We start from the raw sequence: 23,274 nt of genomic DNA, 5'->3' as shown, positions 1-23,274 counted from the left end.
CTTGTGCCCCGACACGCTCCAACCCGTTGGAGTTAAACCTTTACGTTGTGGCCCCAGAGGTGCGCTTACTCCACCACAATCGAACCAGTAGGCCAGGTGAAACCTGGCGGGAAGCACGGGGGCGTGACACGCTAAAGCGTGAACTCCAACGGGTTGGAATTCATTCCTTTAGGTTGTTGATGCAGCTGGCCTACTCGTCGTCGGCAGAGCTGCCGCTGCCACCGTCATCTTTTTTGTACTGGTCCAGGCGGCGGTACAGCGTCCGCGCTCCAATATCGAGCAATTTGGCAGCTTCTTCGCGATTGTCGTTGGTCAATTGCAACGTATTTTCGATCGCCCAGCGCTCGATCACACTCAACGGTTTGCCAATCAAATCCGATTCAGCACCGTCGCTGATGAGTGTCGTCGGCATTTCATCGACTTTGATGTCGTCAGTCGTCTCGTCCACCAATTCTGGCGGCAAATCGTCGACGTCAAGTTTACCATCGGTGTCCAGCACCACCATCATCTCAACAAAGTTTCGCAGTTCACGCACGTTGCCGGGCCAGTCATAGGCAAAAAATCGTTTGGTCACACTCGGTGAGAAGTGCGCCACAGATTTATCATGGCGACGCAAAAACATTTTGCGAAAGTGATCCATTAGCGGAATCACATCTTCGCGGCGATCCCGCAGGGGTGGCAATTCGACGGTGACCACTTTCAATCGAAAATACAGGTCGCTGCGAAATGTCCCCGCCTCGATCATGGTTTCCAGTGGCCGGTTGGTTGCCGAAATCAAGCGAACGTTCACTTTGATCGCTTTATTGTCGCCGACCCGCGTGATCTTGCTCTCTTCCAGTACCCGCAACAGCTTGATTTGAGTGCTCATCGGCATGTCGCCGACTTCATCCAAAAACAACGTACCGCCGTTGGCGTATTCGAATGCTCCGACGCGGTCCGAGTCAGCGCCAGTGAAGGCACCTTTGACGTGACCGAACAGTTCGCTTTCAACCAGATTCTCGGCGATTGCTCCCGTGTTGATCGCAACAATGGGTTTATTGCGGCGGGGGCTGTTCTGATGCACGGCCTGGGCCACGATCTCTTTTCCCGTCCCGTTTTCACCGGTGATCAAGACGGTTGCGTCGGTAGCAGCAATCCGACGCAAGCGATCGATCACTTCCTGCATCTTCTTGCTGGTGTAGACGATCGCTTCGAACCCAAACCGTTCGTCCAAGCGAGACATCAGTTCGGTGTTTTGACGTCGCAGGCTAACCGCACCAACGGCTTTTTCGACGATCGCACGCAACCGACTGGGTGTGATCGGCTTTTCCAAAAAATTGAAAGCGCCTTTCTGCATCGCTTCCACCGCGATCGGCACGGTCGCGTGACCGGTCACCATCACGACTTCGGAATCCGGCAACGTCTCGGTCGCCAGTTTCAACAACTTCATTCCGTCGACATCATTCATCACCATATCCGTGATGATCACGTCAAAGGTGTCCCGCTGGACTAGCGTCGCGGCTTCAGGACCACTGGTTGCGACGGTGCATTTGTAACCAACTTTTTCCAGACTTTCGGTCATCGCCCGCGCATGGGCGGCTTCGTTATCGACCACCAACAACCGAAACGACGCAGGGTCATAATCGGGTTTGTGCGATGCGTTCTTGGGCGCTGGAGAGTCTGACATGGGGATCGTCTATTCCGCGTAACGTTCTTGCAGGGATTGAACCGACATCACGTCGTCGCGAAGTGCCTGCATGGCTCGGATCGCCGCTTCGGCGGCTGCGACCGTTGTGATACAGGGTACACCTTGCTGGACGGCAGCCGCACGAATTTTTCCTTCGTCGGTGCGTGCGCCTTTGCCGTTGGGCGTGTTCAAAATCAACGCCACGTCTTCGTTCTTCAGATAGTCGATCAAGTTTGGTTGACCTTCGGCCAGTTTCTTGATCCGAGTGACCGGAACTCCCTCGGATTCCAACCGCGTGGCTGTTCCGCTGGTGGCGAGAATCTCAAAACCCAGTGCACGCAGGTCGCGTCCCAAACTTGCAGCAGATTCTTTATGCCGCGAGCTCAAGCTGACGAAAATCTTGCCTTCGGTCGGCAATGTGACCCCCGCTGCCAACTGGCTTTTTGCGAACGCGATCGAAAATTTGTCGCTGATCCCCATCACTTCGCCGGTGCTTCGCATTTCCGGGCCGAGCACGATGTCGACACCGGCAAACTTGCGGAACGGGAACACGCTCTCTTTGATCGAAACGTGTTTGGGAATCGGTTCTTCCGTGATCCCCAACTCCGCCAATTTCATTCCGGCCATGACTTTCGTCGCGATGTTTGCCACCGGCACGCCCGTCGCTTTGGCAACAAACGGAACGGTTCGGCTGGCACGCGGATTGACTTCCAGAATGTAGACGGTGGGTTTGCCGTCTTCCAGTTTGATCGCAAATTGGATGTTCATCAGACCGATGACGTTGAGCGATTTCGCCAGCTTGATCGTGGCTTCTCGCAGTTCGGCCAGCACCGGTTGTGTGATCGAAAACGGCGGAATCGCACATGCGGAATCGCCGCTGTGCACACCGGCTTCTTCGATGTGTTCCATGATCCCCATGATCACCGCATCCTCGCCGTCGCACACTGCATCGACATCGACTTCGGTGGCATCTTCCAAGAAATGGTCGATCAACACCGGTTGGCCATCGGCCACGATAAAGGCTTCGGCGACATATCGCTCGAATTGCGCCTTGTCGTAACAAATTTCCATGGCGCGTCCACCCAGCACGAAACTCGGTCGCACCAGAGCGGGATAGCCAATGCGGCGAACCTCTTTCCGAGCCTCTTCCATGTTGCGTGCGATCCCACTCGGTGGCTGACGCAACTGCAACTCGTTGATCAACGCTTGGAACCGCTCGCGGTCCTCGGCGGCTTCGATCGTTTCGACGCTGGTACCAATAATCGGCACACCCGCTTCTTTCAAACCGCGGGCCAAATTCAACGGGGTTTGGCCGCCGAACTGAACAATCACGCCGTCTGGATTCGTGGCGTCGCAGATGTTCAACACGTCTTCGATCGTCAATGGTTCGAAAAACAGCATGTCCGATGTGTCATAGTCGGTGCTGACTGTTTCCGGGTTGCTGTTGACCATGATCGATTCATAGCCCATTTCACGAAGTGCGAAACTGGCATGACAGCAGCAATAATCAAACTCGATTCCTTGGCCGATCCGGTTCGGACCACCACCCAAAATCACGATCCGCTTTTTGTCACTCTTGGCCGGCAGCTCGTCTTCGGTTTCGTAGGTGCTGTAGTAGTACGGCGTGTAGGCTTCGAATTCAGCAGCGCAGGTGTCGACACTTTTGAACACGGGGCGGATGCCCAATTCCAAACGACGTTGTCGCACGACTTGTTCGGTCGACGAGAGAATGTGGGCGATCTGTCGGTCGGAGAATCCGTTTCGCTTGGCTTTCCAAAACTGATCGTGGTCGAGTTGCTCAAGCGATTCGATCTGTCGCAGTTCGTTTTCTTGCTCGACGATTTGCAGCAAGTGGTCGAGGAACCAGCGATCGATGTGGGTGATGGCAAAGATCTGGTCGACCGACATTCCCGATTTCATCGCATAGCGAATATAAAACAGACGCTCCGAATTCGGAGTGCTCAATTTCGCTCGAATCGTATCATCATCGGGTTGTTCGTCGGTGCCCCACAGGTCGCGGCTATCGCTGCCGAATCCGAATGCGCCCACTTCCAAGCCACGAATGGCTTTCTGCAGCGATTCGCGGAACGAGCGACCGATGGCCATCGTTTCGCCGACGCTTTTCATCTGCGTCGTCAGCGTCGCGTCGGCTTCCGGGAATTTTTCGAATGCAAAACGCGGAATTTTGGTGACGACATAATCAATCGTCGGCTCAAAACAGGCTTTGGTTTTCTGGGTGATATCGTTGGGGAGTTCCCACAGCCGATAGCCAACCGCCAACTTCGCGGCAATCTTGGCGATCGGGAATCCGGTGGCTTTACTAGCCAGCGCACTCGAGCGGCTGACCCGCGGGTTCATTTCGATCACGATCATTCGGCCGGTGCCCGGTTCGATCGCAAATTGGATGTTGCTGCCACCGGTTTCGACACCGATCTCGCGGATGACCGCCAGTGATGCATCACGCATCCGCTGGTATTCTTTGTCGGTCAGCGTTTGTGCCGGTGCGACGGTGATCGAGTCACCGGTGTGCACGCCCATCGCATCAAAGTTTTCGATGCTACAGATGATGACGACGTTGTCGTCGGCATCACGCATCACTTCCATTTCGTACTCTTTCCAACCGATGATCGATTCTTCGATCAATACTTGGGTCACGGGAGATTGGTCGAGCCCGCTTTTGACGAGGATGTCAAAATCATTTTTGTTGAATGCGATCGCGCTGCCGCTGCCGCCCATCGTAAAACTGGGACGGACGACGGCCGGCAATCCGACGTCTTCCATCGCGCGACGGGCTTCGGCCAAGTTATGAACGACATGACCACGGCACACGTCCAAACCGATCTTTTCCATCGCGACCTTGAACTGATCACGCTCCTCGGCTTTGGCGATGACTTTCGCGTTAGCGGCAATCATTTCCACGCCATGTTTCTCTAAGACCCCATTGGCCTCCAGATCCATGGCGACGTTCAGCCCGGTTTGACCGCCCAAAGTCGGCAGCAACGCGTCCGGTTTTTCTTTTTCGATCACCTTTTCGACCATCTGCCAAGTCAACGGCTCGATGTAGGTCGCGTCCGCCGTAGCGGGATCGGTCATGATCGTTGCTGGGTTGCTATTGACCAGCACCACCTCATAGCCCTCTTCGCGAAGGGCTTTACAGGCCTGGGTGCCGGAATAGTCGAATTCGCAGGCCTGGCCGATCACAATGGGGCCACTGCCGATCAGTAGAATTTTTTTGATATCGTCGCGTCTGGGCACGTCGTTTTCCGGTAGAGATCGAGATCATTGCCAAATTTCGCGAAAGATATCAGATCAACCACCAACTTGCGTAGGACGGGCAACCTCAGAAATTCATAAAACTCAGGTGTTCGCGGGCTCGGTTTCCTGCAGATTCTCGCCCACAGCCGCACTAGAGCGGTCCCAGAACGTCGCAAAAAATAACACCGCGATCGCAACAGAAATTCCGGCCGGCATCAGCCAGAACTGTGCCGCCCCCTCCTGCCAGCCCTCTCGGGTCAACGGATCGAGCTCGATCGCGTCGCCCCAGTAGCCATACACGAAGTTCCCGACCAACATCCCGCCGCCGTAGGTCAACAAACCGATAAAGGCTTGAGCGCTGGTTCGCATGTCCTTGGGAGCCACCCGGTCGGTGTACAGTTGCCCGGTGACAAAGAAAAAGTCGTAGCAGATTCCGTGCAACGCAATCCCCAACACCAACATCGCCGGGCTAGACGGCATCAGCCCGAATAATGTGTATCGCAGCGCCCAGGCCAGCATGCCGACAAACAGCATCAGTTTGACGCCTAGCCGTCTCAGAAAAAACGGCACCAACGCCATGAAGAAGATCTCGCTGACTTGGCCCAGCGCCATCACCGCACTGGCCCGGTCACCGAACGCCATCTGGCTGACAAACTCATTGGTACGTGCGTAGTAAAACGCCAACGGAATGCAAATCAGGAACGAGCAGACGGCAAAGATCAGGTAGTTCGGATTCTTGAACAATGCCACCGCGTCGAGCCCCAATACCTTGGCCAAACTGGTCGACTGTCCACGACCCTGCGGTGGTGATGCGGGCAACAGAAAGCTGAACAGACCATAAAAGATGCTGACGACAGCCCCGATCTTCAGCGGCAAATTGGTGCTGCCTGCGCCTTCGACGCCAGGCAAGATTGGCAATGGAAACAAACCAAAAAAGGATTCGGAAACCACCAATCCGGAAACGATCCAGCCGATCGTGCCCCACAGCCGAATCTTGGGAAAATCCTCCTCAACCGACTCCACGTTCTGAAACGTGATCGCATTGACCAACGCCAGCGTGGGCATGTAACACAAAAAGAACGTCAGCATGACCCAGTAAAACTGGTCCGGCGATTCGGTGATCGTGCTGCACCACCACAGCAACGCCCCTCCGATCAGGTGCAACACACCATTGACGACTTCCTTGTTAAACAACCGATCGGCGACGTAGCCCACCACCAACGGGGCCGCCAGCGCTGCCCAGGTCTGTGTGGAGTAGATTCCGCCGATGATCTTGTTTAAGGTTCCCGCCGCTTCATAGTCGCCGAAAATCACTCCCAGGTACTTCCCCATCGGGACAAAAAAGACTCCCCAGACAAAGAACTGGAGAAACATCATTATGTTCAGGCGAACTGTCTTGGACATCGGCAACGACTGCAATCATGGAGGGGTGAATCGGGCGGGATCAGTGGTCGCTATGATAGCGATTCCAGCAGCGGCTGAGTTGATCAGTCCGATTGGCAATTCGCAATCGCTGTTAACTTTGGAATCAGTGGATACCCATTGGAATGGATGAACCAATAAGCGATGAACCGGAGACCGGCGGCGAGAGTGAATTTGCAGCAGATAGTGACTCTGTATCGAATACCGACGACGAGTCTGGTTTTGGAGAACTTTCCTTAGACGATCTCGGTGCTGCCTATGCCCGCGCCGCTGCGGCGCACGACCCGGAAACCTACGCTGCACCCGAACCCAGCGAACCGCTGGAGGATTCTGAACAAGAATCTCCCGCCGCGTTCGATCCGCTCGACGATTCGGTCGACGAATTGGTGCATCCCGAGGGGATCATTGAGGCCGCACTGTTTGTCGGCCATCCAGAAAGCCTCTCGTTTACCGCGGCGCGTTTGGCGTCGCTGATGCGTGAAGTCACAGCCGATGAAGTGGTTGAAATGATCGACGCGCTCAACGCATCCTACAAGGCTTCCGAACAAGCCTTTCGTATTGTTGAAGATGAATCGGGGTATCGGCTGACAATCGCACCGAGTGTCGAAAATGTTCGCCAGTCGTTCTTGGGCAAAGTCCGCGAGGCAAGACTTAGCCAAGCTGCCGTCGAAGTCCTGTCGCTGGTGGCCTATCAACCCGGTGTCACCGCACAAATCGTGCAGGACCAACGCGGCAAGGAAAGCGGCTCCCTACTGAATCAATTGGTCCGTCGACGCTTGCTAGAAATAAGACGCCAAACCCCAGACGACGGCGGACGAAAAGTACCGCACTATTACCCCACCGAAAGATTCCTGGCCTTGTTTGGTCTGGATTCCCTGCAAGATTTGCCAATGGTTGACGAGAGTTTCCTGGGCGGCTGAGACATCCGGCGCGAGCTGGCGTCTGGCAGCGTTCTCGGTTGATGCCGGACGGCGCCTTGCATGGTCGCGACGAGAAGCGGATGGGGTGGGATTCGAACCCACGGTAGAGTCACCCCTACGCTAGTTTTCAAGACTAGAGCCTTCGACCACTCGGCCACCCATCCGATTGCGGTTTTCTTTATAGGAAACTTAGGCTTTCCTCCGGGGCATTGACGAACGCCCGAAACCGCTATACCCTTTTCCATACCCTTTTAGGGTCAAAAAGGAGGTTCTGGCCGTTCGTACCGACCAGAACCGCACACCACCCAACCAGTTACAGCACAGGTGATGCGATGGCGAAGTCTACATTAGCGCGAGCCAAACGTGAAGTGAGGTTAAGCGTTCACAAAGCCAGCGGACTTTGGTGCAAAGTCCACAAAGGCAAACGCCACTACTTCGAAAGAGTGGAGGAAGATCCCCAGGGCACGCGCTCGCTCGATCAGTGGCTAGAGATCAAAGCCGGCCGGCGACCGAGAAACACAAGTGGCGTCACCGTGAAGGACGCCGCCGAGGAATGGATGCAGGCCAAGCGGTCACGTCTCCACGCCGGCGAGATTGTTCAGGACACCTACGACGAATACTTCAAAGCCTGTGATTTGATCTTCAAGTCGCTGGGCAAGGAAACCAGTGTTTCCGAATTGGAGCCGGCAGACTTTGCCAAGCTGCGTTCCGACCTCGCCAAGCGGTATGGACCGGTCGCGCTCGGCAAGCACATCGGGCAAATCAAATCGCTGTTCCGGTACTCATTCGATGCCGGCCTTATCAAATCGCCGGTTCGGTTTGGCCCGAGCTTCGTAAAGCCATCTGCGAAGGTCATTCGCAAGCAGCGAGCCAAGCGTGGGAAGCAAGACTTCGATGCCAACGAAGTTCACCAACTGATCGCCGCATCGGGCCCGAATTGGAAAGCGATGATTCTATTGGGCGTCCAAGCTGGATTCGGCAACCGTGACGTGGCGGAACTGGAAGTCGGCCTGGTCGATCTGAAAACAGGGTGGCTGAACTACCCGAGAGCCAAAACAGGAATTGAGCGGCGGATCCCATTGTGGCCGGAGACGGTCGCAGCAATCCAAGCAGTGATCGAGAGCCACCCAGGCGGAACCGACCGATTGTTCGTTGGTCACCGCGGCAGGGACTTTTGCACCGAGAATCGCACAGGCGGCAACCGAGTGACCGGAGCGTTCAAGCCAGTCCTGAAAGCCGCTGGATTCCCCGAAAAAGGCAGGGGCTTCTATTGTTTACGCAGGACGTTTCAGACCCAGGCTGAGGAATGCGGCGATCTGGTGGCCGTGCGAGCCATCATGGGGCACAGCGACAGCGAATCCGACATGTCGGCACGATACAGGCAACGGGTCAGTGACTCGCGGCTGCAGCGCACTGTCGAGACGGTTTGGGAATGGTTGTACGCCGGTGAGGTGCAATCATGAACGGCGACAAGCAAGGAAATCTGGAATCCCTGGAAGAGCTTCAAAACTGGTATCGCCAGCGGCGTAGTCTTGAGGATGCCGACCGGGCTTATCAACTCAAGAGACTTGAAAAACTAGGCAATGGTCGGCACGAGCTTCTGCTGAAAACGTTGATCCAACAATTCAACATGACATGGGCGGAGGTTCAGCAACTCGATCAGTGCCAGCTAGATCATCTGACAGATGCGTTGCTTATCGAACTGGAAGTATCAAACAAAACCGACGCAAGCGGCACCACAGACGCAACCAAGGTCTACCCGTGGCCTAAAGATTTAGCCAATGACCGCGAGATTTTCGAATCGCGGCCGAAGATGAACGCCGAAAAACTGTCAGTTTTGGCCGCAAAGCTAGAAAAATCTTCCGATCGCAAAGTCCCTCGTTCGCCAAATGGATTGCTGGACAGAGCCAAACGTTTTGCGGAGTTTCATAAACTTCCGATGCCTGAACCCAAGTCGCCAGGCCGACCGAAAAAGGCCTAAGAAAAACTATCAAAACTATCAGTTTCAGGACTGACAGTTTTAATACCCCGCATCGCCAGTAGAAAACCGTCTGACCTTACTCATACGGAGACTACTGGTGATTTCAGAGCAATTCTACACGCCGCCACAGGCCGCAAAGCTACTCGGGTGCAAGTCCGACAAAGTGTTGGCCTGGATCCGTAGCGGCGAGATCGTCGCATCCAATCTGGCGACCGATCCAGACGGCGAGCGGCCCCGCTGGCGTATCGCTGAGGACGATCTAGCACGTTTTCTATTACGCCGGCGCCACCCATCGGTGAGCGAGCCACGAGCCAAACGCAAACGCCAGACGGCGAAACGTGACTCCATCTTCGGCTAAACAAAAACAGCCCGCCGAGCTGCTACTACCCGGCGGGCCAAATGTCCACAGTTACACGGAGGGACGACCTCATGGTAGCACCCACTCACGACACGTCTACGGTTCGTGCGGGCGAAACAGCGGCATGGCTGGACGCACTGTACAGCCGATGCAGGCCGGATGACGGCGAGATCGTCTTCGCCGGCAAATCGAAGAGGCAATGGGTCGGGCACTGCGACACAGGCAGTGGCAACTTAGCCCGGGCCGCATCGCAGCTAGCCGGCCGGCTAGACATCTACGCGAAGATCAACCTAATGGACTGGGACGCCATCCAGGCCAGATCTGAGCGAGACGGCAAAGGTCGCTGGATTGTTGGAACCAAAAACGAAGTGAAGACCGTCGTCTCATTTCATTTGGACTGCGACGCCGGCAAGAATGACGACTATCACAGCCGGGAGAAAATGCTCGAGATCCTGAATCTTATGCCAGTGCCGCCGAGTCTTATAGTCAATAGCGACGGCGACCGAGGCGGGTTTCATAGCTATTGGATTCTGAAGATTCCGTACAGAATCAAATCTGATAGAGAGCGGCAGTACATTTCGCAACTGACCGGGCGTTGGCAAAGACATTTAAACACGCTAGCCGATGGCAAGTTGGATGCCACGGCGAACATCGATCGCCTGTTGCGAATCGTCGGACAGCCGCGAAGCAACGGCAACTCAGTGACGTGTCACGAATACCATCCCGATCGCCTGTATTCGCTGCGGGAACTGACCCTGCCGGCAATCAAAACTGAGACAAAAAAACCGGCAATCCGGCGAGTCGATCGGACCGTCAACGAAACGCGCAGAACATGCGAGCCGCAGACCCAGCCGGTCAGCGAGTACATCGACAGGTTCGGGCTGACTGTCGAAGACCTGCTAAATCAGCACGGCTACACGCATCTTGGCGCCGGTGAATGGTTGCGGCCCGGCAGCCAGAGCGGCGGCAAGAGTTTGAAGATCGCCTCCCAGCTAAGCCGGCCGGGCATCAATGTCTTCAGCGGGGCTGACCCGCATTTCGATTCGGCAAAAAAAGATGGATCGGTCGGCAGGTTTCACTCCATCGACCAAATGTTCGTGACGCTCCGTCATGACGGTGATTGGCGGGCAGCCGCGAGGTGGTGCCACGGCCAGATCGATAGGCAAATTTACGACAACACACATTTCTCGTTTACTACGCAGCAAGGGGCCATCGCATGAGCACGGTAGCAATCGATGAAAAGGCTGAGGAGATTCTCCGCAAATACGACATGGTGATCGAGGACCAGAAAAAGCTCACAGCCGAACTAGCGGAGGTCGAGGCGGAGGCAGCAGAGGCAGGTGTGACGCTGCGAGACGACTCTCGCAGCGCATCAACCCTCGCCGGCACGACGATAGAGGTCGGCACAGTCGCGCCTGATGGTTGTCACATACTCACCGCATACAGTTGCGGGGCTGAGATTTATTCGGACGGCGTGATCATCACCAACAGCGGTGATAAAAACCAGTTCGCGGAGGCGGTTGCCGCGCTGACGCGTGAAGACGTTGGCTCAGTGGCACATGCGCTCGAAAGAATCGGAAAACAGTTCCTAGAAAAAAGAGCACAGCAACTAGATCGAGCAAAAAATGAGGACCTGTATTTTTCACTTGTTGGTGCAAAAGAACTGGCGAGCGGCGATTTCAAGTTGAATTACTTGATTCCGGGCGTGCTCGCTGAACATCAACCGCTCATTATCGCCGGCCAATTCAAGTCCTTGAAAACGTCCATCGCGATCGAGGTGGCGTTGTCACTGGCGTCGGGCACCGAGTTTCTCGGCCGGTTCGGTGTCCCAGCAAAAAAACGCGTCCTGGTGCTCACCGCTGAATCGGGGCTGGCGACCGTGCAGGAAACTTGCTTCAGGATTTGTCGATCGCATTCGATCGATCTCGCGGCACTAGATGGTTACTTCACGGTGACGGATCGCGTTCCGCAGCTGGCCAACGCAAGCCACGTCTCCGAACTTGCGGCGGTAATCAAAGCAGGCAAATTCGACGTGGTTATCGCGGATCCGGCTTACTTGATGATCGACGGATCGGACGCCGGCAATCTCTTTTCGATGGGCGACCAGCTACGGATTTTCTCCGAACTGGCGCTGCAGCAGAAATGCACGCCCGTGTTGGTGCATCACGCCAAAAAGAACAACACCAACAACATCGAGTTTCAACCACTGGAACTGGGCGACATCGCTTGGGCCGGATTCGCTGAGTTTGCACGCCAGTGGCTCTTGCTGTCTCGCCGAGAACGGTACGAGGAGGGCACCGGCAATCACCGCCTCTGGATGAGCGCCGGCGGTTCCGCCGGGCACAACGGTTGCTGGGGCCTAGACGTGGCGGAGGGGCACCCAGACGACGAAGGCGGCCGACGGTGGGATGTGGAAGTCAGCGACGCAAACGAATCGCGAGAGGATGCCGCCGAACGGAAGGAAATCGCAAAAGAGGCAAAGAAACAGCGAGCCAACGAAAAGAACGCCCAGAAATTGCGTGACGCGTTTATCGGGGTCGGGCGAAATGGTCTCACGAAATCTTCGGCCTTCGACGCCGCGGGGCTGAGTCACGGCCAAGTTGGCAAAGCGGCCCTCGCCTATCTGATCCGCGAAGAAATTCTTGAGCCGTGTTCTGTGAAGAAGGCCAACGGACAGGAATACGAAGGCTATCGAATGACGATCGACGAACAAGAAAAAGCGAATCGGGAGGAAAAAGAAAATGATGATTTGCAACTCAAAAGCGACTGAGCCGGACACTCGGACTCACTCGGACAAATCACTACTTGTCCGAGTTATTTCACTCACTCGGACAACAACCCTATAGGGGTTGTCCGAGTGGTGAGTGTGTGCGAGAGGAAATCCGCGTGGTGTGGCCTGCTCTGCTTTTGTCCGAGTAACGACGGAGTTTCTAGCTAGCGGCCGGCTGATCACAAAAAACACTTTTTCACTTTTCAAAAAACAGATTTCAAAAATGGCAAAACAAAAAACCGGACTGACCATCGAACGGCATCGCGAGATCGCCGGCGAACTACAGCGGATTGAAAAGTTGCTCTGGCAAATCACCGACGACGTGACGGCGGGCTATTCAAAAGCAAGATCGCGACCGGTGCGAAACACGATTCAAAAGATCACCGGCTTACGAGGTCAGATGGATGATCTCCTCCATCACGACAATCCAGGTAAGTCGATCGACGTGTACTACCGGGCGCCTGCTGGACACTCCAGCGAGTCAACAACGGGGCAAGCACGCAACCAGGATTGATTGCCTCGGAAACACCCCGCTACACATCGCCGGCACCATCAACGGCCAGGCGATCACCACCACGACGCCGACGACAGCACCACAACGACGACAGCACACCAGCCAGACGGCACCACGACGACCAGCGACGACCAGCGACAGCCACGGCACGACGACGGCACAGACGACCAGCCGGCACCACGACGGCACGACGACAGGCACATCGACAGCCAGACGGCCAGACGGCACCGACAAAAGCGATACCACGGCACAGCGGCGAGAGAGCACCGGGCAAACAGCAAAGCATCAACCCCGGCGATAGAGAGCAAAAGATGAGCGACAACCAATCGACAGATCGCGATTGCCGCGCGAAACGAATCAAGTGGTCATCAGCGCCATCAGTCTTCGTTCATCGCGTAGCCTGCCCTCACTGCGGCAGCATGGAGACGCCCACGACTGTCCGTAGTGAGGCGGGAGGCGATGGCTCAATCACGCGTCGTTCAATTTGTCGCGATTGCAATCGGCCATTCTTGGCGATCCTTGAGCCACCAGCGGAAGCGGTTGAGTGAGTTTCCAGATCCTGGAAGAACCGAATTTCTGACGTGTACATTGATCGCATGAACAACCCACTCAGAAAAAACCGGGTCTTGATCCAGGGCATCCCGCCAGCCGGGCCGAATGACACCGATGCCGGTGTCAACGCCGATGGCAACCAACCCGAGTTCATCGCTGGCAGTCAGCTGATCCGTGCCGACTTCGGGCCTGGCGACTATACGTTCTGGCGGACCGATCACAACGGCACCCACTGGTACCGGAGAAACAACAAATGAACACTTTCGATTTAGGTGAAGCCGAACGGTTATCACGCCGTGAGTCCGTGCAAGAAGAATTGGCAGCGATATCTCAAAAACGCGATGCCATCCGTGAGTTGCGCGCGTCGATCAATGATATCGATGCTGCAGCCGACGACGCGGCAAACGTCCACGTCGCCGAGTGCGAACCGCTGCAGACCGCATTGCACAAAGCGAAGGACCCCGGTGAGCGGTCGATCATCCATCGCCAGCTTGCACAACAGAACGTCAAGCTGGAAACACGTGTCAGCGAGTTGAATGCCGAGCGGAAAGAACTGCAAAAGCAGATTGGCAAACTCGAAAAGAGTTGTGCTGGATCGCAAGCTTTGCAGAACAAGTTGATTCAGTTGGCATCGCCGGCCTTGCTCATCGATCGTTGGGTCATCGATCGGTCGGTCAAGTTTGCGAATCAGCGATTGACTGAAGCAACCTCCCGGGCCAACGGGTATGCCGAGTCGATCAGAGAGGCCCAGCGAGCCGGCGACAAGTCCGAAGAGCGACGGCTCTCTCGCTACCTAGCCCGGTGGAAAGCCGAACAGACCGTAGCGATGGAGGCACATCAGGCAGCTGTCGCAGCATCCAATTCAATCCAGGCCAAGTTGGCTGAGTAAAACCAGAGGCAAACCATGTATCAATCAAAACTGACAAATCGCATCCTTGAGGCCGCATGTTGCACGGGCGGACGACTGGGCGGCGAGGAACAACACTTCACTGATCACGAGCTTCAGGCGGCGCATGATCACTTCCCCGGCGGAATCGGGTTGAATCAACTGTTTGGGATCGCAGCCGCCGAGAACGGCTATCGCGGGAATCCCGGCGAAAAGATTAACCAAGAATCGCTCCGCGCCGCGTTCGGAGGAGTTACGATCTCAGCGGTCGCCAGTACGATCTCGATTCCCACTGTGCTTGCGAACACAGCAAACAAGTTTCTGAAGCGTGGCTTCGATGCAGTTGACACAACGTGCTTGCGGATCGCAGCAATCCGCAGCGTCAAAGACTTCAAGCAAGTGACAACGGTTTCTCTGACTGGCGATTTGAGATTCGAACAAGTCGGGCCAGACGGTCAGATCAAGCACGGAACGCTCAGCGAAGAAACGTACACCAACAAAGTCGATACCTACGGTCGAATGCTCGGCATCACTCGCACCGATATCATCAATGATGACCTCGGCGCGTTGACCGACGTCCCCCGCAAGCTTGGCCGTGGTGCTGGGTTGAAGCTGAACGATATTTTCTGGACTGCGTTTTTGGACAATGCGGCGTTCTTCGCTGCCGGCAATTTCAACGTCAGCACCGACACAGGCGAGCTCGGTCTTGTCGGCCTGGAAGAAGCCGAAACGGTCTTCATGAATCAGACCGACCCAGACGGCAACCCGCTTGGCATTGAGCCGGCGATTCTGCTTGTCCCGACTGCCTTGAAAACGACTGCACGTCAGTTGATGACGAGCGACAAGATCAAGGGCAGTACGGACGAGCCTGAGGTAAACCCGTGGCAAGGCCGGTTCCGGACGGAAAGCTCGCCGTACATGAGCAACGCCAACTACACAGGAAACAGCGAGTCGGCTTGGTATTTGCTGGCCGATCCTCGCGACATGCCAGTGATTGAGATCGCCGCGCTCGACGGCAAAATCGAGCCAACAGTTGAAACCGCTGAAGCCGACTTCGACACGCTCGGCGTCCAAATGCGTGGCTACAGCGACGTGGGTGTGAACAAGCAAGAACCCCGCGGCGGCGTTCGAGCGGACGGCAGCGCGGCTGACTGATCAATCACGTTGGGTGCCTTTGCCGATCGGGTTTTGATAATCCCCCGGTCGGCTTGGGGGGGCACCTAACGCTGTCGCTGCCGCTGGCTCGGGTTTCAGTTCTCTCCCCGGGCCAGCGGTACGCCGGCAGTCTTTTCGGTGTCTTCCAAATACTCATCGCTGACTTCTGATTGGTCTTGCAAATCGCGGTGATTAAGACACTTCCTGCCCTGCTGCCTGCCTGACTGCTCTGCTGCCCTGCTGCCTGTCTGCTGCCCTGTCTGATGCTCTGTCTGCTGCCTGCCTGCTGCTGCCTGTCTGCTGCCCCTGCTGCGGGTCCTTCCTGGCCCTGCTGACAGTCCTCGCGAACTTCGCGGGCCGATCCTCAGAGAGACAGTTAGTTAGTTGCGCCCCGTTATTTGCCGAGTGGAAAAATGGAGAGACAGAAATTCAGTTCCATTTTTGCAGATTGGCGCAAGGATCCCCGCGGTCGAGCACGCCAGCCAGATGAATTGGAAGAATCCCAACAGTCTGGCTTTCGCAACGGAATGGGTTGGATCACCTTGTTCAGGTGGCATTCTTGCGGCTTGCCTATGTCTACTGCAAGTTCCCCCCAAGATGGGCAGTCGTGGCGGCACAGGCAGCCTAGCCAGACCAGACTTTCAAAGTTCGCGGGAATGCTGCGATAATTGAGCGTTCAAGCAGACCATTCCAGCTGAGCGGAAGTATAATTCGAATGAATTTGCAAATTGTTTTCCTTGCCCCCCCGTGCAGAACTTGGCCGCTTCCACCAAATCGACTATGTCGCAGCAAATAATTGGACGCCAATCAATTTCGATACTGTCCGTGCGTTTTGCTCCTCAGCCGGATTTTGCAGCTGTATTACCTAGTTTGGCAAAGAAAATGGTCCGCGTAGAGCGATTTTCGCAGTGGTCATCAAACGTCCAGCGCTTTGACTTCCTCAGCGGAGACAACAAGACTCAGTTCGCAATCGACCACACCTCCGCCACTTTTACGACCAGAACGCTGGACGAGTGGCATGTGTGGACGAAACAAATCGGCGAAATGATGACTGATGTCCTGGACGCATACGGTGTATCAGAGGCAACTTCCTGCAGTTTTTTGAGGGATTCTCTGGTTGATATTGGAATGACGTACAAGGAAATGGCGGACCTTGGTCGAGAATCTTTGTTGAAGCCTTCACTGGCGATCATGGAAGACTCAAACGACTGGTCGCTAGCGTTAGTGGAAGACCGCGAGTCTACTTTCACTCGAGTCGACATTGGACCGATGAATCGCGAAATGGCGACTAAGCAGTTCCAGTCGGCGGCCAATGTGACCCGATTAACGGAACCAGCATGGGGACCAGGTTTAGGATCATTGTTAGACGAGATTGATGGTGACCGTCTCTGGTTACGTTACGATTTGGTGAAAAAGAAAGTAAGCAAGCACGGCGTAAAACGCTTGATGAATGAATTCGAAACGAAAGGAGAGAGGCTAGTTGAGCAGTCTGTGAAGAAGCTCACCAACCTAATTTGAGATGGCAGACTCAGGGATTAGCATCGACAAAATACGCAGCGGTAGTGCCGGTGCGGTCAATTCTGGCGTCGTAGACCTTAGACGACTTTTGGTTAGCGAAGTCGGCCCCAGTCTGGATGACGCGTACTTGGATGATGAGTTCGTCGTTCCTCCCAACATCGTTCCCACGCGGGTAACGTTTCGCGCCGTCACTAACATGGCTGCAGTCAGGGGCAGCCAATCGCCCGCGTATGTTGCATCGAGGCGCAGGAGCAGGTGTAGGGAACTGGCCGAATCAATAGGAAATCTTCAGCATAACCTTCAGTCAATCCCACTAGTTGTTGCGACCCAGCCAATTCTGTCAGAGATCAAAAATCTCGTCGCAAGCATCCAACGGATTGAAAGCGAAGCGAATACACGAGAAATCTTGCGACAGGTGCGAGATACGCTACTAAACGGCCAGTGGGAAAAGTACCAGTCAGTTGAAGTTTGCCGGCACATTGCTTCAGTTGTCGAAAAGCTTGGACATTCGCTGGATGTTGAGTTTAACGAAATTGATCTGTGTGCAGCAAAATTGGAAAACCTAGGATTCGAAATCGCAGGATTTGCTTTTCCGAATGAGTAGGAAGACAAAGAAGGTACTTGTAGAGACATCGGCAGTACGTGCAGTTGTCGGCCCGAGTACAAAATCTCAGTCGCAAGCGTTCAAAGATTGCGTTTCTGACGCTAAAGCCTTTCGATCAACCTACATTCGAATGGAGTATGTCCGCAGATGGATTTGCTCAATGATTGAATTTTCACTGACAGTGGCAAGATTCAAAAGCACTGCTGACGCAATCGTATATCTAGAGCAAGATTTTAGTAGCCGCGCGATCAAGTCATATCTCGCATGTATCGCGGAAAGACTTAACGAGTGCGGATCATTTGACAATACGACGGCATCCGCTGAGGAACTGGCGAGAAGTGCTTACCACTGGGCTCGACGACTAAACGCTCTATTTCCTTCAAAGATTCAGAATCGATCCCATTGCCGACGTGGCGAGAAAGAACTCGCAGTTAGTTCGTTTGAACGACTGCTCGACGAACTTTCGGAATTTCATCGTGATTTCAGTACACCAGTTCTGGACTGCCGGATCAATGATTTCCTTGGGCTTCAAGATCCGCGATCAGAATCGCGAAAACTGCTGAATGAATTGACGGACAAGCAAGTCCCATGTCTAACGCACTTGCGAAGTTATTCTGAGTCGTCCTCTCACATCACGTGTAAGGAATGCGAGAGAATTGGCGATGTTGTAATTGCACTTGAGCAGACAAAATCGTTCACCTTGGCTCATGTAGACAAGTCTTTTAATAGACTGTGCGAGTCGAGAAGCATGCCGCACATCTTGATTCCTTCTGTCCGTGCGGCTGAGAAGAAGCCTGAGGACTAAAATGCTCAGGCACACCACGGCAAACCAGTTCAACGAAGGTACTAGTTTTCGCGAAAGGGTATACCCTTTTCCGCAGTGATTAAAGGTGGCTAAAGGGCTTTTCGATTTGACCGAAGAACGGTTTTCTTTATAGAAAACTCGGTATCCCAGGGACGAGCGAAGGGGCGAAGATCGTTTTTCAAGACTAGAGCCTTCGACCACTCGGCCACCCATCCGGTTGCAGTTTTCCATTGCTGGAAAACGATTCATTGGCCGGCTCTCTTCGCAAGCCACCGGCGCCGTTCTGGCAAGTCTACAGCGAGCTGCAGTCAGCCGAAAGACCACTCCGTTGCGCGAACCGGTCACGAGTACCGAAATCCCGATCGCAGCGCTACATTTGACGGCGGCCGTCAAACTGGGGACGGTGGCCCGGGCGGCACCGTTTCAACGATCTTGGTTGATGATGTCGCCCATTAGGTAGCATCGAAAACTGGACACCAATTGGGCGACGGAACGTTTGATCTCGCGGCGACGGCGATCACGGTTACGAATCGGCTTGAGTTCCAAATGGACTTTGGTGCTGCCACCGGCGATCGATTTTTCCGTCGGCATTTCGTCAGCCTGGGCGTGGCTGAGCGTCATCGTGGCATGAAAGGAAATTTTGTGGTCGACCCGTCGACGCCCACCCTGGGAACACCCGGAGGCGACTTTGAGCGTCAGTTGGTTTTCTGCCACATTGACGATCTCGGCTTCGTGATCGGCGATGAAGCCTCGCAGTTTTTCGATCGCTAAATCAATCGGAACGGGTGTCAGGATATCGACGACGGTCAAGACGCTGTCGTCGTGGCGGGTCAACCAATCAAACCAGCCTGTGCGGGGCACGACATCGACGATCTCGGACATTTTGCCCAAGCCCAATTGCACGACGCGGTTGCGGCCGTTGTCTTTGGCTTTTAATAGGGCCCGATCGGCGCGCGCCACAATGGTTTGCGGGCTGTCGCCGGATTGAAATTCCGTGACTCCGAAACTGGCGGTGATACACTCATTGCCCAAACATTCGATCGGCGTGGATTCCAGTGCTTGACGGATGATTTCAGCGCGGCGGGCGCCGGTGGCGTTGTCACAAGACGCAGCGAGCAACAAGAACTCTTCGCCCCCATAGCGGGCCACCAAATCACCTTCGCGGCTATGAGAACGCAACAGCCCGGCAAACACTTTGAGTGCCTCGTCACCGGCCGGATGGCCAAACGTATCGTTGATCCGTTTGAAGTGATCCAAGTCGCAGATCACCAATGAAAACGTCGGGCCGCCATCTGTCGTCGCCGTGACCAACTCATTCAGCGTTTCATCAAAATGGGCGCGATTTGCCACACGGGTTAATGCATCGATCGTGGTTTGTTTGTGCAGCGTATGCAGCCGACGCTCGAGATGCTCCAGATCCGACAGGTCGTGGACGACGATCACCGTGCCGTGCGAGCCGTGGTGATTGCCCGGCACCGGCGCGACTTCGACGTGAACGGGAATCGGGTCCGAACCGGCCGCGTCGATCACCATCGCCCGCCGCACGACTTCGCCACTACGCAGGCACTCCTGCAGGGGACAGACGGTTTCTTGTTTGGCGTGGTGATCGGCATCACGCATCCGCAGCGCCGCAACCGACCATTGTTTTCCGATCATCGCTTCGGCCGGCAGTTGCGTCAGCCGCTCCATCGCGACATTCCACTGATCGATCGTTCCTTCGGCGTCGGTAAACGTCACGCCATCCTTGAGAGTCTGCAGCAAGTGTTGATTGAACAGTGTTTCCCGGCGAACCACTTCTTTGCGACGTGTGTGCTTGCCGGTTCCACCAACTTTTTTGCCCGTCCAAAACGCCTCCGAATCCTCTGGCCGCAATTGTTGCAACCAGCGGTGCACAATACTGCCCTGCAAAATCTCCGGATGGGCCTCGAGCATTCGGCAAAAATCACCGACCAAATTGGGATCAAACTGGGTGCCACTGGCGCGGATCAACTCCGCGATCGCACGGTCGCGGCTGAGCGCCGGGCGGTAAACATGTTCGGTGGTCATGGCGTCAAAGGCGTCAGCGATTGCTAACATCCGCGCGCCCAAAGGAATTTGGTCACCGCGTGGCGATTCCGCTCCGCGACGACTGTCGTACCAAACACCGCCGAAACGCACGATTTCCAGCAGCGCTGGATCATTGGTGCAGCCGCGCAGGATTTCGCACCCGTTGTCCGGGCAACTGTCCATCGCCAACTGTTCATCGACGGTCAGTTTGCCAGGTTTCCGCAGGATGCGGTCTGGGATTCCGATTTTGCCAACGTCATGCAGCAACGCAGCGACTTCGATGCGGTCACGCAGATCGTAGTCCAATCCCATTCGCTCGGCCCAACCGCTGCAGAACAGCGCCACGCGCAACCCATGAGCTGCCGTCGAAGGATGCTTGGTTCGCAGGGCGTAGAACAGTGATGTGGCGATCCCCAGGCGGACGACGGCCAGCTGATTTTCAATGTTCTGTTCGGCCTGGTCCAGTGGTTTTTCCTCCACCGCTTCGCTGGCCGTTTGCAATTTCGCCAGCAAACCATTGACGTTTTCAATCACCGCCGCCTGAGACGATACCGATTCATCCCCGTCGTTCACCGCTGGGAAAGTGATGAATGATTGGTTGACTTGCCCGGACTCGGGCGGGGGATACAGGTGGCTCATGGAGGTCAACAGCAGACGTGAAATGACAGACGGTGCCTAGCGTAGGTGAACCATAGCTCACTACGCGGCCCATCGACGCAAAAATGCCCGGGTCGTCAGGCCAACCTGATCGTTATAATCCGATACAATTCCCCGTTGTCCGACACCCAGGGAGGGCCAGATTCGCCCTAAATGGTTGCGGGACTTGTCAGCGCTACCTACCATAAAGGGGTCTGCTGGGCGAAGGACGTCGCCGGAAAGAACGCAGCAAGCACCGGCTTTTGTGACGCTTCTCCTTTGGTACCGGCATCGTGAGCCTTTCTGATATCGATCGAATATTGCTGCAGCGCTGCATCGAAGGCGCTCCGCGGGCGTGGCAAGATTTTGCCGATCGCTTTTTGGGGCTGGTCATTCATGTGGCAAACCACACCTCGGAATCCCGCGGCATCAAGTTGGATCAGGCGACCCGAGACGATTTGGTCGCCGAGGTCTTTTTGACACTGTTGGCATCCGACCGCAGCGTTTTGCGACGATTTCGTCGCGATAGTTCCCTCGCGACCTATTTGACCGTGATTGCGCGGCGCGTGATCGCCCGTCGGCTGGCACAATCGGCCGTTCAAAGCAAGCTGTCGGTTGCCGGCAACGAGCCGATCGTCAAAGCAGCGGCCACCGACCGAATTGAAAATCGTGAAGAAGTCGAACGGCTGATGACGCGGCTCGAACCCCAGGAAGCCAATGTGGTGCGGATGTACCACCTGGAGGGCAAAAGCTATCATGAAATCAGCCAGGAAGTCGGGTTGGCCGAAAACTCCATCGGTCCGCTGCTGACTCGCGCCCGCCAAAAAATGCGTGAAGGTGCTTGATCGCCCATGAACCAGGAATCGACTTCGGTCGCCCGTCGACTGTTTATGAAAGACAGTGGATTGATGATTGCCGGCGGGGCGATCGGTGGCGCGATGGCCGTTGGCAAAGCGGTTCATGGTGGAACCGGCACGACACCGCTGCGAATCGCGTTTGCGGGTTGCGGCACGCGGGCGCGAACGCTGGCCGATACCGTACTGGGATTGGGGCCAGAATCCGTTCGGTTGGTCGGTTTGGCCGATCGGCAAGGCGCCCAAACACAAGCGATGTATCGCAGTCTAAAGGGCCGCTTCGCTAACGCGATCGACGCCAACTGCCAGCGTCTAAGCGGCGACGGCGCGTTTGAATCGCTCCTGCAGGGCGACGCAGATCTGGTCTATTTGGCTACCCCGCCGGTCTATCGGCCGCAGCAATTTCGCCAAGCTGTCAAAGCCGGCAAACACATTTTTCTAGAAAAACCGATCGCGGCCGATGTGCCCGGCGTATTGGATTGTTTGCAGACCGCGAAACTGGCTCGAACGGCCGGTCTGTCGGTGCAAGTTGGATTCCAACGTCGCTACGATCCACGCTACCGAGACACCATCGGGCGAATTCACGAGGGTGCGATCGGAACGCCGATTTTTGCCCGTGCGTTTTGCAACGCCGGACCGATCCGCAATCTCATACAAGGCACTCGGGAATCCGACCAAGATTTCCAGATCCGCAACTGGAACCATTATCAATGGACCGGCGGCGATTTTCTGATTGAACAACACGTCGCCGGACTGGATGTGATCCGCTGGGCGCTCGGGCAATCGCCTAGTGTCGCTCAAGGTCAAGGTGGCTGGGGACAAATTGACCCGGCATCAACCTCAGCCGCCGTGACACGAACCGGCCAAGTGTTTGACCATCACAGTATCGAGTACCAGTTTGCCAACGGTGTGGTGTTGCTTTCGCAGTGCCGCCGCGTCGCCAAAGCCTGGAACAACACCAGTGAGCATCTGCATGGCACTCTCGGACGGGCCGATCTATCGGCCGGCAAACTCTTCTCACATGACGGATCACTTATTTGGCAATCCGGTCATGCCGGGTCATTGCAAACGGCCACCAAGACCCAGCAGCAAGCGTTGATCGACGGTATCCGACACGGCGACATTGATTGCCAAGTCGAATCGGCCGCGGAAAGCACGCTGTTTGCCATGCTAGGCCATCAAGCGACCCGAACCGGAAAACGCGTCCGCTGGGAACGGATGTTGAGCGAGGCCTCCCAAACCAACGACGCTGTCTGATCGAGCAACCGTTGGAACCAAAGTTCACCCGGGGTTCCTGCCGAACCTGGCTCCGGCAGGTTCGACAGTGACCCC

The 23,274-nt window shown here is 55.5% G+C and carries 19 protein-coding genes and 1 tRNA gene; 14 read left to right on the top strand and 6 right to left on the bottom strand.

Annotated features, from left to right (window positions below):
- Positions 1–190 precede the first annotated feature (190 nt).
- From NHH03_RS16815 to NHH03_RS16805, 3 genes are all read right to left on the bottom strand, one after another.
- Complete coding sequence (locus NHH03_RS16815) at positions 191–1,666, bottom strand: sigma-54-dependent transcriptional regulator (protein WP_253158151.1); 1,476 nt, start codon at positions 1,664–1,666, stop codon at positions 191–193.
- A gap of 9 nt (positions 1,667–1,675) precedes the next feature.
- Positions 1,676–4,921 (bottom strand): carbamoyl-phosphate synthase large subunit, encoded by a 3,246-nt coding sequence (carB, locus tag NHH03_RS16810; protein ID WP_253158150.1) that lies wholly within the window; start codon positions 4,919–4,921, stop codon positions 1,676–1,678.
- 102 nt (positions 4,922–5,023) lie between these two features.
- A complete protein-coding gene (locus tag NHH03_RS16805) occupies positions 5,024–6,325 on the bottom strand; it encodes an MFS transporter (RefSeq protein WP_261364316.1) in 1,302 nt (433 codons plus the stop codon).
- Between the two features lie 143 nt (positions 6,326–6,468).
- Between NHH03_RS16805 and NHH03_RS16800 the strand changes: the two genes are divergently transcribed.
- Positions 6,469–7,263: an SMC-Scp complex subunit ScpB gene (locus NHH03_RS16800; protein ID WP_253158148.1), complete on the top strand. Its 795-nt coding sequence runs from the start codon at positions 6,469–6,471 to the stop codon at positions 7,261–7,263.
- Positions 7,264–7,340: 77 nt separating this feature from the next.
- Here the strand turns inward: NHH03_RS16800 and NHH03_RS16795 are convergent.
- Positions 7,341–7,427: transfer RNA gene (locus tag NHH03_RS16795), tRNA-Ser, on the bottom strand.
- 168 nt (positions 7,428–7,595) lie between these two features.
- Here NHH03_RS16795 and NHH03_RS16790 point away from each other — a divergent pair.
- The 8 genes from NHH03_RS16790 (at position 7,596) to NHH03_RS16755 (ending at position 14,327) form a co-directional block, all read left to right on the top strand.
- A complete protein-coding gene (locus tag NHH03_RS16790; protein WP_253158147.1) occupies positions 7,596–8,726 on the top strand; it encodes a tyrosine-type recombinase/integrase in 1,131 nt (376 codons plus the stop codon).
- The gene (locus NHH03_RS16785; RefSeq protein WP_253158146.1) at positions 8,723–9,244 is read left to right on the top strand and encodes a hypothetical protein; all 522 of its coding nucleotides are present in this window, start codon (positions 8,723–8,725) and stop codon (positions 9,242–9,244) included. The genes NHH03_RS16790 and NHH03_RS16785 overlap by 4 nt, the downstream gene beginning before the upstream one ends.
- Positions 9,245–9,341: 97 nt before the next feature.
- Complete coding sequence (locus tag NHH03_RS16780; RefSeq protein WP_253158145.1) at positions 9,342–9,602, top strand: helix-turn-helix domain-containing protein; 261 nt, start codon at positions 9,342–9,344, stop codon at positions 9,600–9,602.
- 71 nt (positions 9,603–9,673) lie between these two features.
- Positions 9,674–10,822, top strand: a complete 1,149-nt coding sequence (locus NHH03_RS16775; protein WP_253158144.1) for a hypothetical protein — start codon at positions 9,674–9,676, stop codon at positions 10,820–10,822.
- Positions 10,819–12,372: an AAA family ATPase gene (locus tag NHH03_RS16770; protein WP_253158143.1), complete on the top strand. Its 1,554-nt coding sequence runs from the start codon at positions 10,819–10,821 to the stop codon at positions 12,370–12,372. The genes NHH03_RS16775 and NHH03_RS16770 overlap by 4 nt, the downstream gene beginning before the upstream one ends.
- A gap of 223 nt (positions 12,373–12,595) precedes the next feature.
- Complete coding sequence (locus tag NHH03_RS16765; protein ID WP_253158142.1) at positions 12,596–12,886, top strand: hypothetical protein; 291 nt, start codon at positions 12,596–12,598, stop codon at positions 12,884–12,886.
- Positions 12,887–13,482: 596 nt separating this feature from the next.
- Positions 13,483–13,695, top strand: coding sequence for a hypothetical protein (locus NHH03_RS16760; RefSeq protein WP_253158141.1), 213 nt, complete (start codon positions 13,483–13,485; stop codon positions 13,693–13,695).
- Positions 13,692–14,327: a hypothetical protein gene (locus NHH03_RS16755; RefSeq protein WP_253158140.1), complete on the top strand. Its 636-nt coding sequence runs from the start codon at positions 13,692–13,694 to the stop codon at positions 14,325–14,327. Before NHH03_RS16760 ends, NHH03_RS16755 begins: the two co-directional genes overlap by 4 nt.
- Positions 14,328–14,351: 24 nt before the next feature.
- Here NHH03_RS16755 and NHH03_RS16750 read toward each other — a convergent pair whose 3' ends face one another.
- A complete protein-coding gene (locus NHH03_RS16750; protein WP_253158139.1) occupies positions 14,352–14,549 on the bottom strand; it encodes a hypothetical protein in 198 nt (65 codons plus the stop codon).
- Between NHH03_RS16750 and NHH03_RS28505 the strand changes: the two genes are divergently transcribed.
- The 3 genes from NHH03_RS28505 to NHH03_RS16735 all read left to right on the top strand — a co-directional run bounded on the left by NHH03_RS28505 (position 14,478) and on the right by NHH03_RS16735 (position 17,601).
- Positions 14,478–15,479 carry a phage major capsid protein gene (locus NHH03_RS28505; protein ID WP_449339351.1) on the top strand — a complete coding sequence of 334 codons (1,002 nt, stop codon included), beginning with the start codon at positions 14,478–14,480 and terminating at the stop codon, positions 15,477–15,479. The two genes, NHH03_RS16750 and NHH03_RS28505, sit on opposite strands and share 72 nt — an antisense overlap.
- 825 nt (positions 15,480–16,304) lie before the next feature.
- Entirely contained in the window at positions 16,305–16,997 is a 693-nt protein-coding gene (locus NHH03_RS16740; protein ID WP_253158137.1) for a hypothetical protein, read from the top strand.
- Between the two features lies 1 nt (position 16,998).
- On the top strand, positions 16,999–17,601 hold the full coding sequence (locus NHH03_RS16735) for a hypothetical protein (RefSeq protein ID WP_253158136.1): 603 nt from the start codon (positions 16,999–17,001) through the stop codon (positions 17,599–17,601).
- Between the two features lie 1,228 nt (positions 17,602–18,829).
- On the opposite strand, the gene NHH03_RS16730 is transcribed toward NHH03_RS16735, so the two are convergent.
- Positions 18,830–21,091, bottom strand: a complete 2,262-nt coding sequence (locus NHH03_RS16730) for a sensor domain-containing diguanylate cyclase/phosphohydrolase (RefSeq protein ID WP_253158135.1) — start codon at positions 21,089–21,091, stop codon at positions 18,830–18,832.
- Between the two features lie 290 nt (positions 21,092–21,381).
- On the opposite strand from NHH03_RS16730, the gene NHH03_RS16725 reads away from it, so the two are divergent.
- Both NHH03_RS16725 and NHH03_RS16720 read left to right on the top strand, forming a co-directional pair.
- Entirely contained in the window at positions 21,382–21,933 is a 552-nt protein-coding gene (locus tag NHH03_RS16725) for an RNA polymerase sigma factor (protein ID WP_253158134.1), read from the top strand.
- A gap of 6 nt (positions 21,934–21,939) precedes the next feature.
- Positions 21,940–23,199: a Gfo/Idh/MocA family protein gene (locus tag NHH03_RS16720; RefSeq protein ID WP_253158133.1), complete on the top strand. Its 1,260-nt coding sequence runs from the start codon at positions 21,940–21,942 to the stop codon at positions 23,197–23,199.
- The last annotated feature ends 75 nt before the right edge of the window (positions 23,200–23,274 follow it).

Origin of the sequence: Stieleria tagensis, assembly GCF_024129865.1 — a bacterium.
GTDB lineage: Bacteria > Planctomycetota > Planctomycetia > Pirellulales > Pirellulaceae > Stieleria > Stieleria tagensis.
Note: the sequence above shows the minus strand (reverse complement) of the source record. Positions and strands in the feature narration are given on the sequence as shown.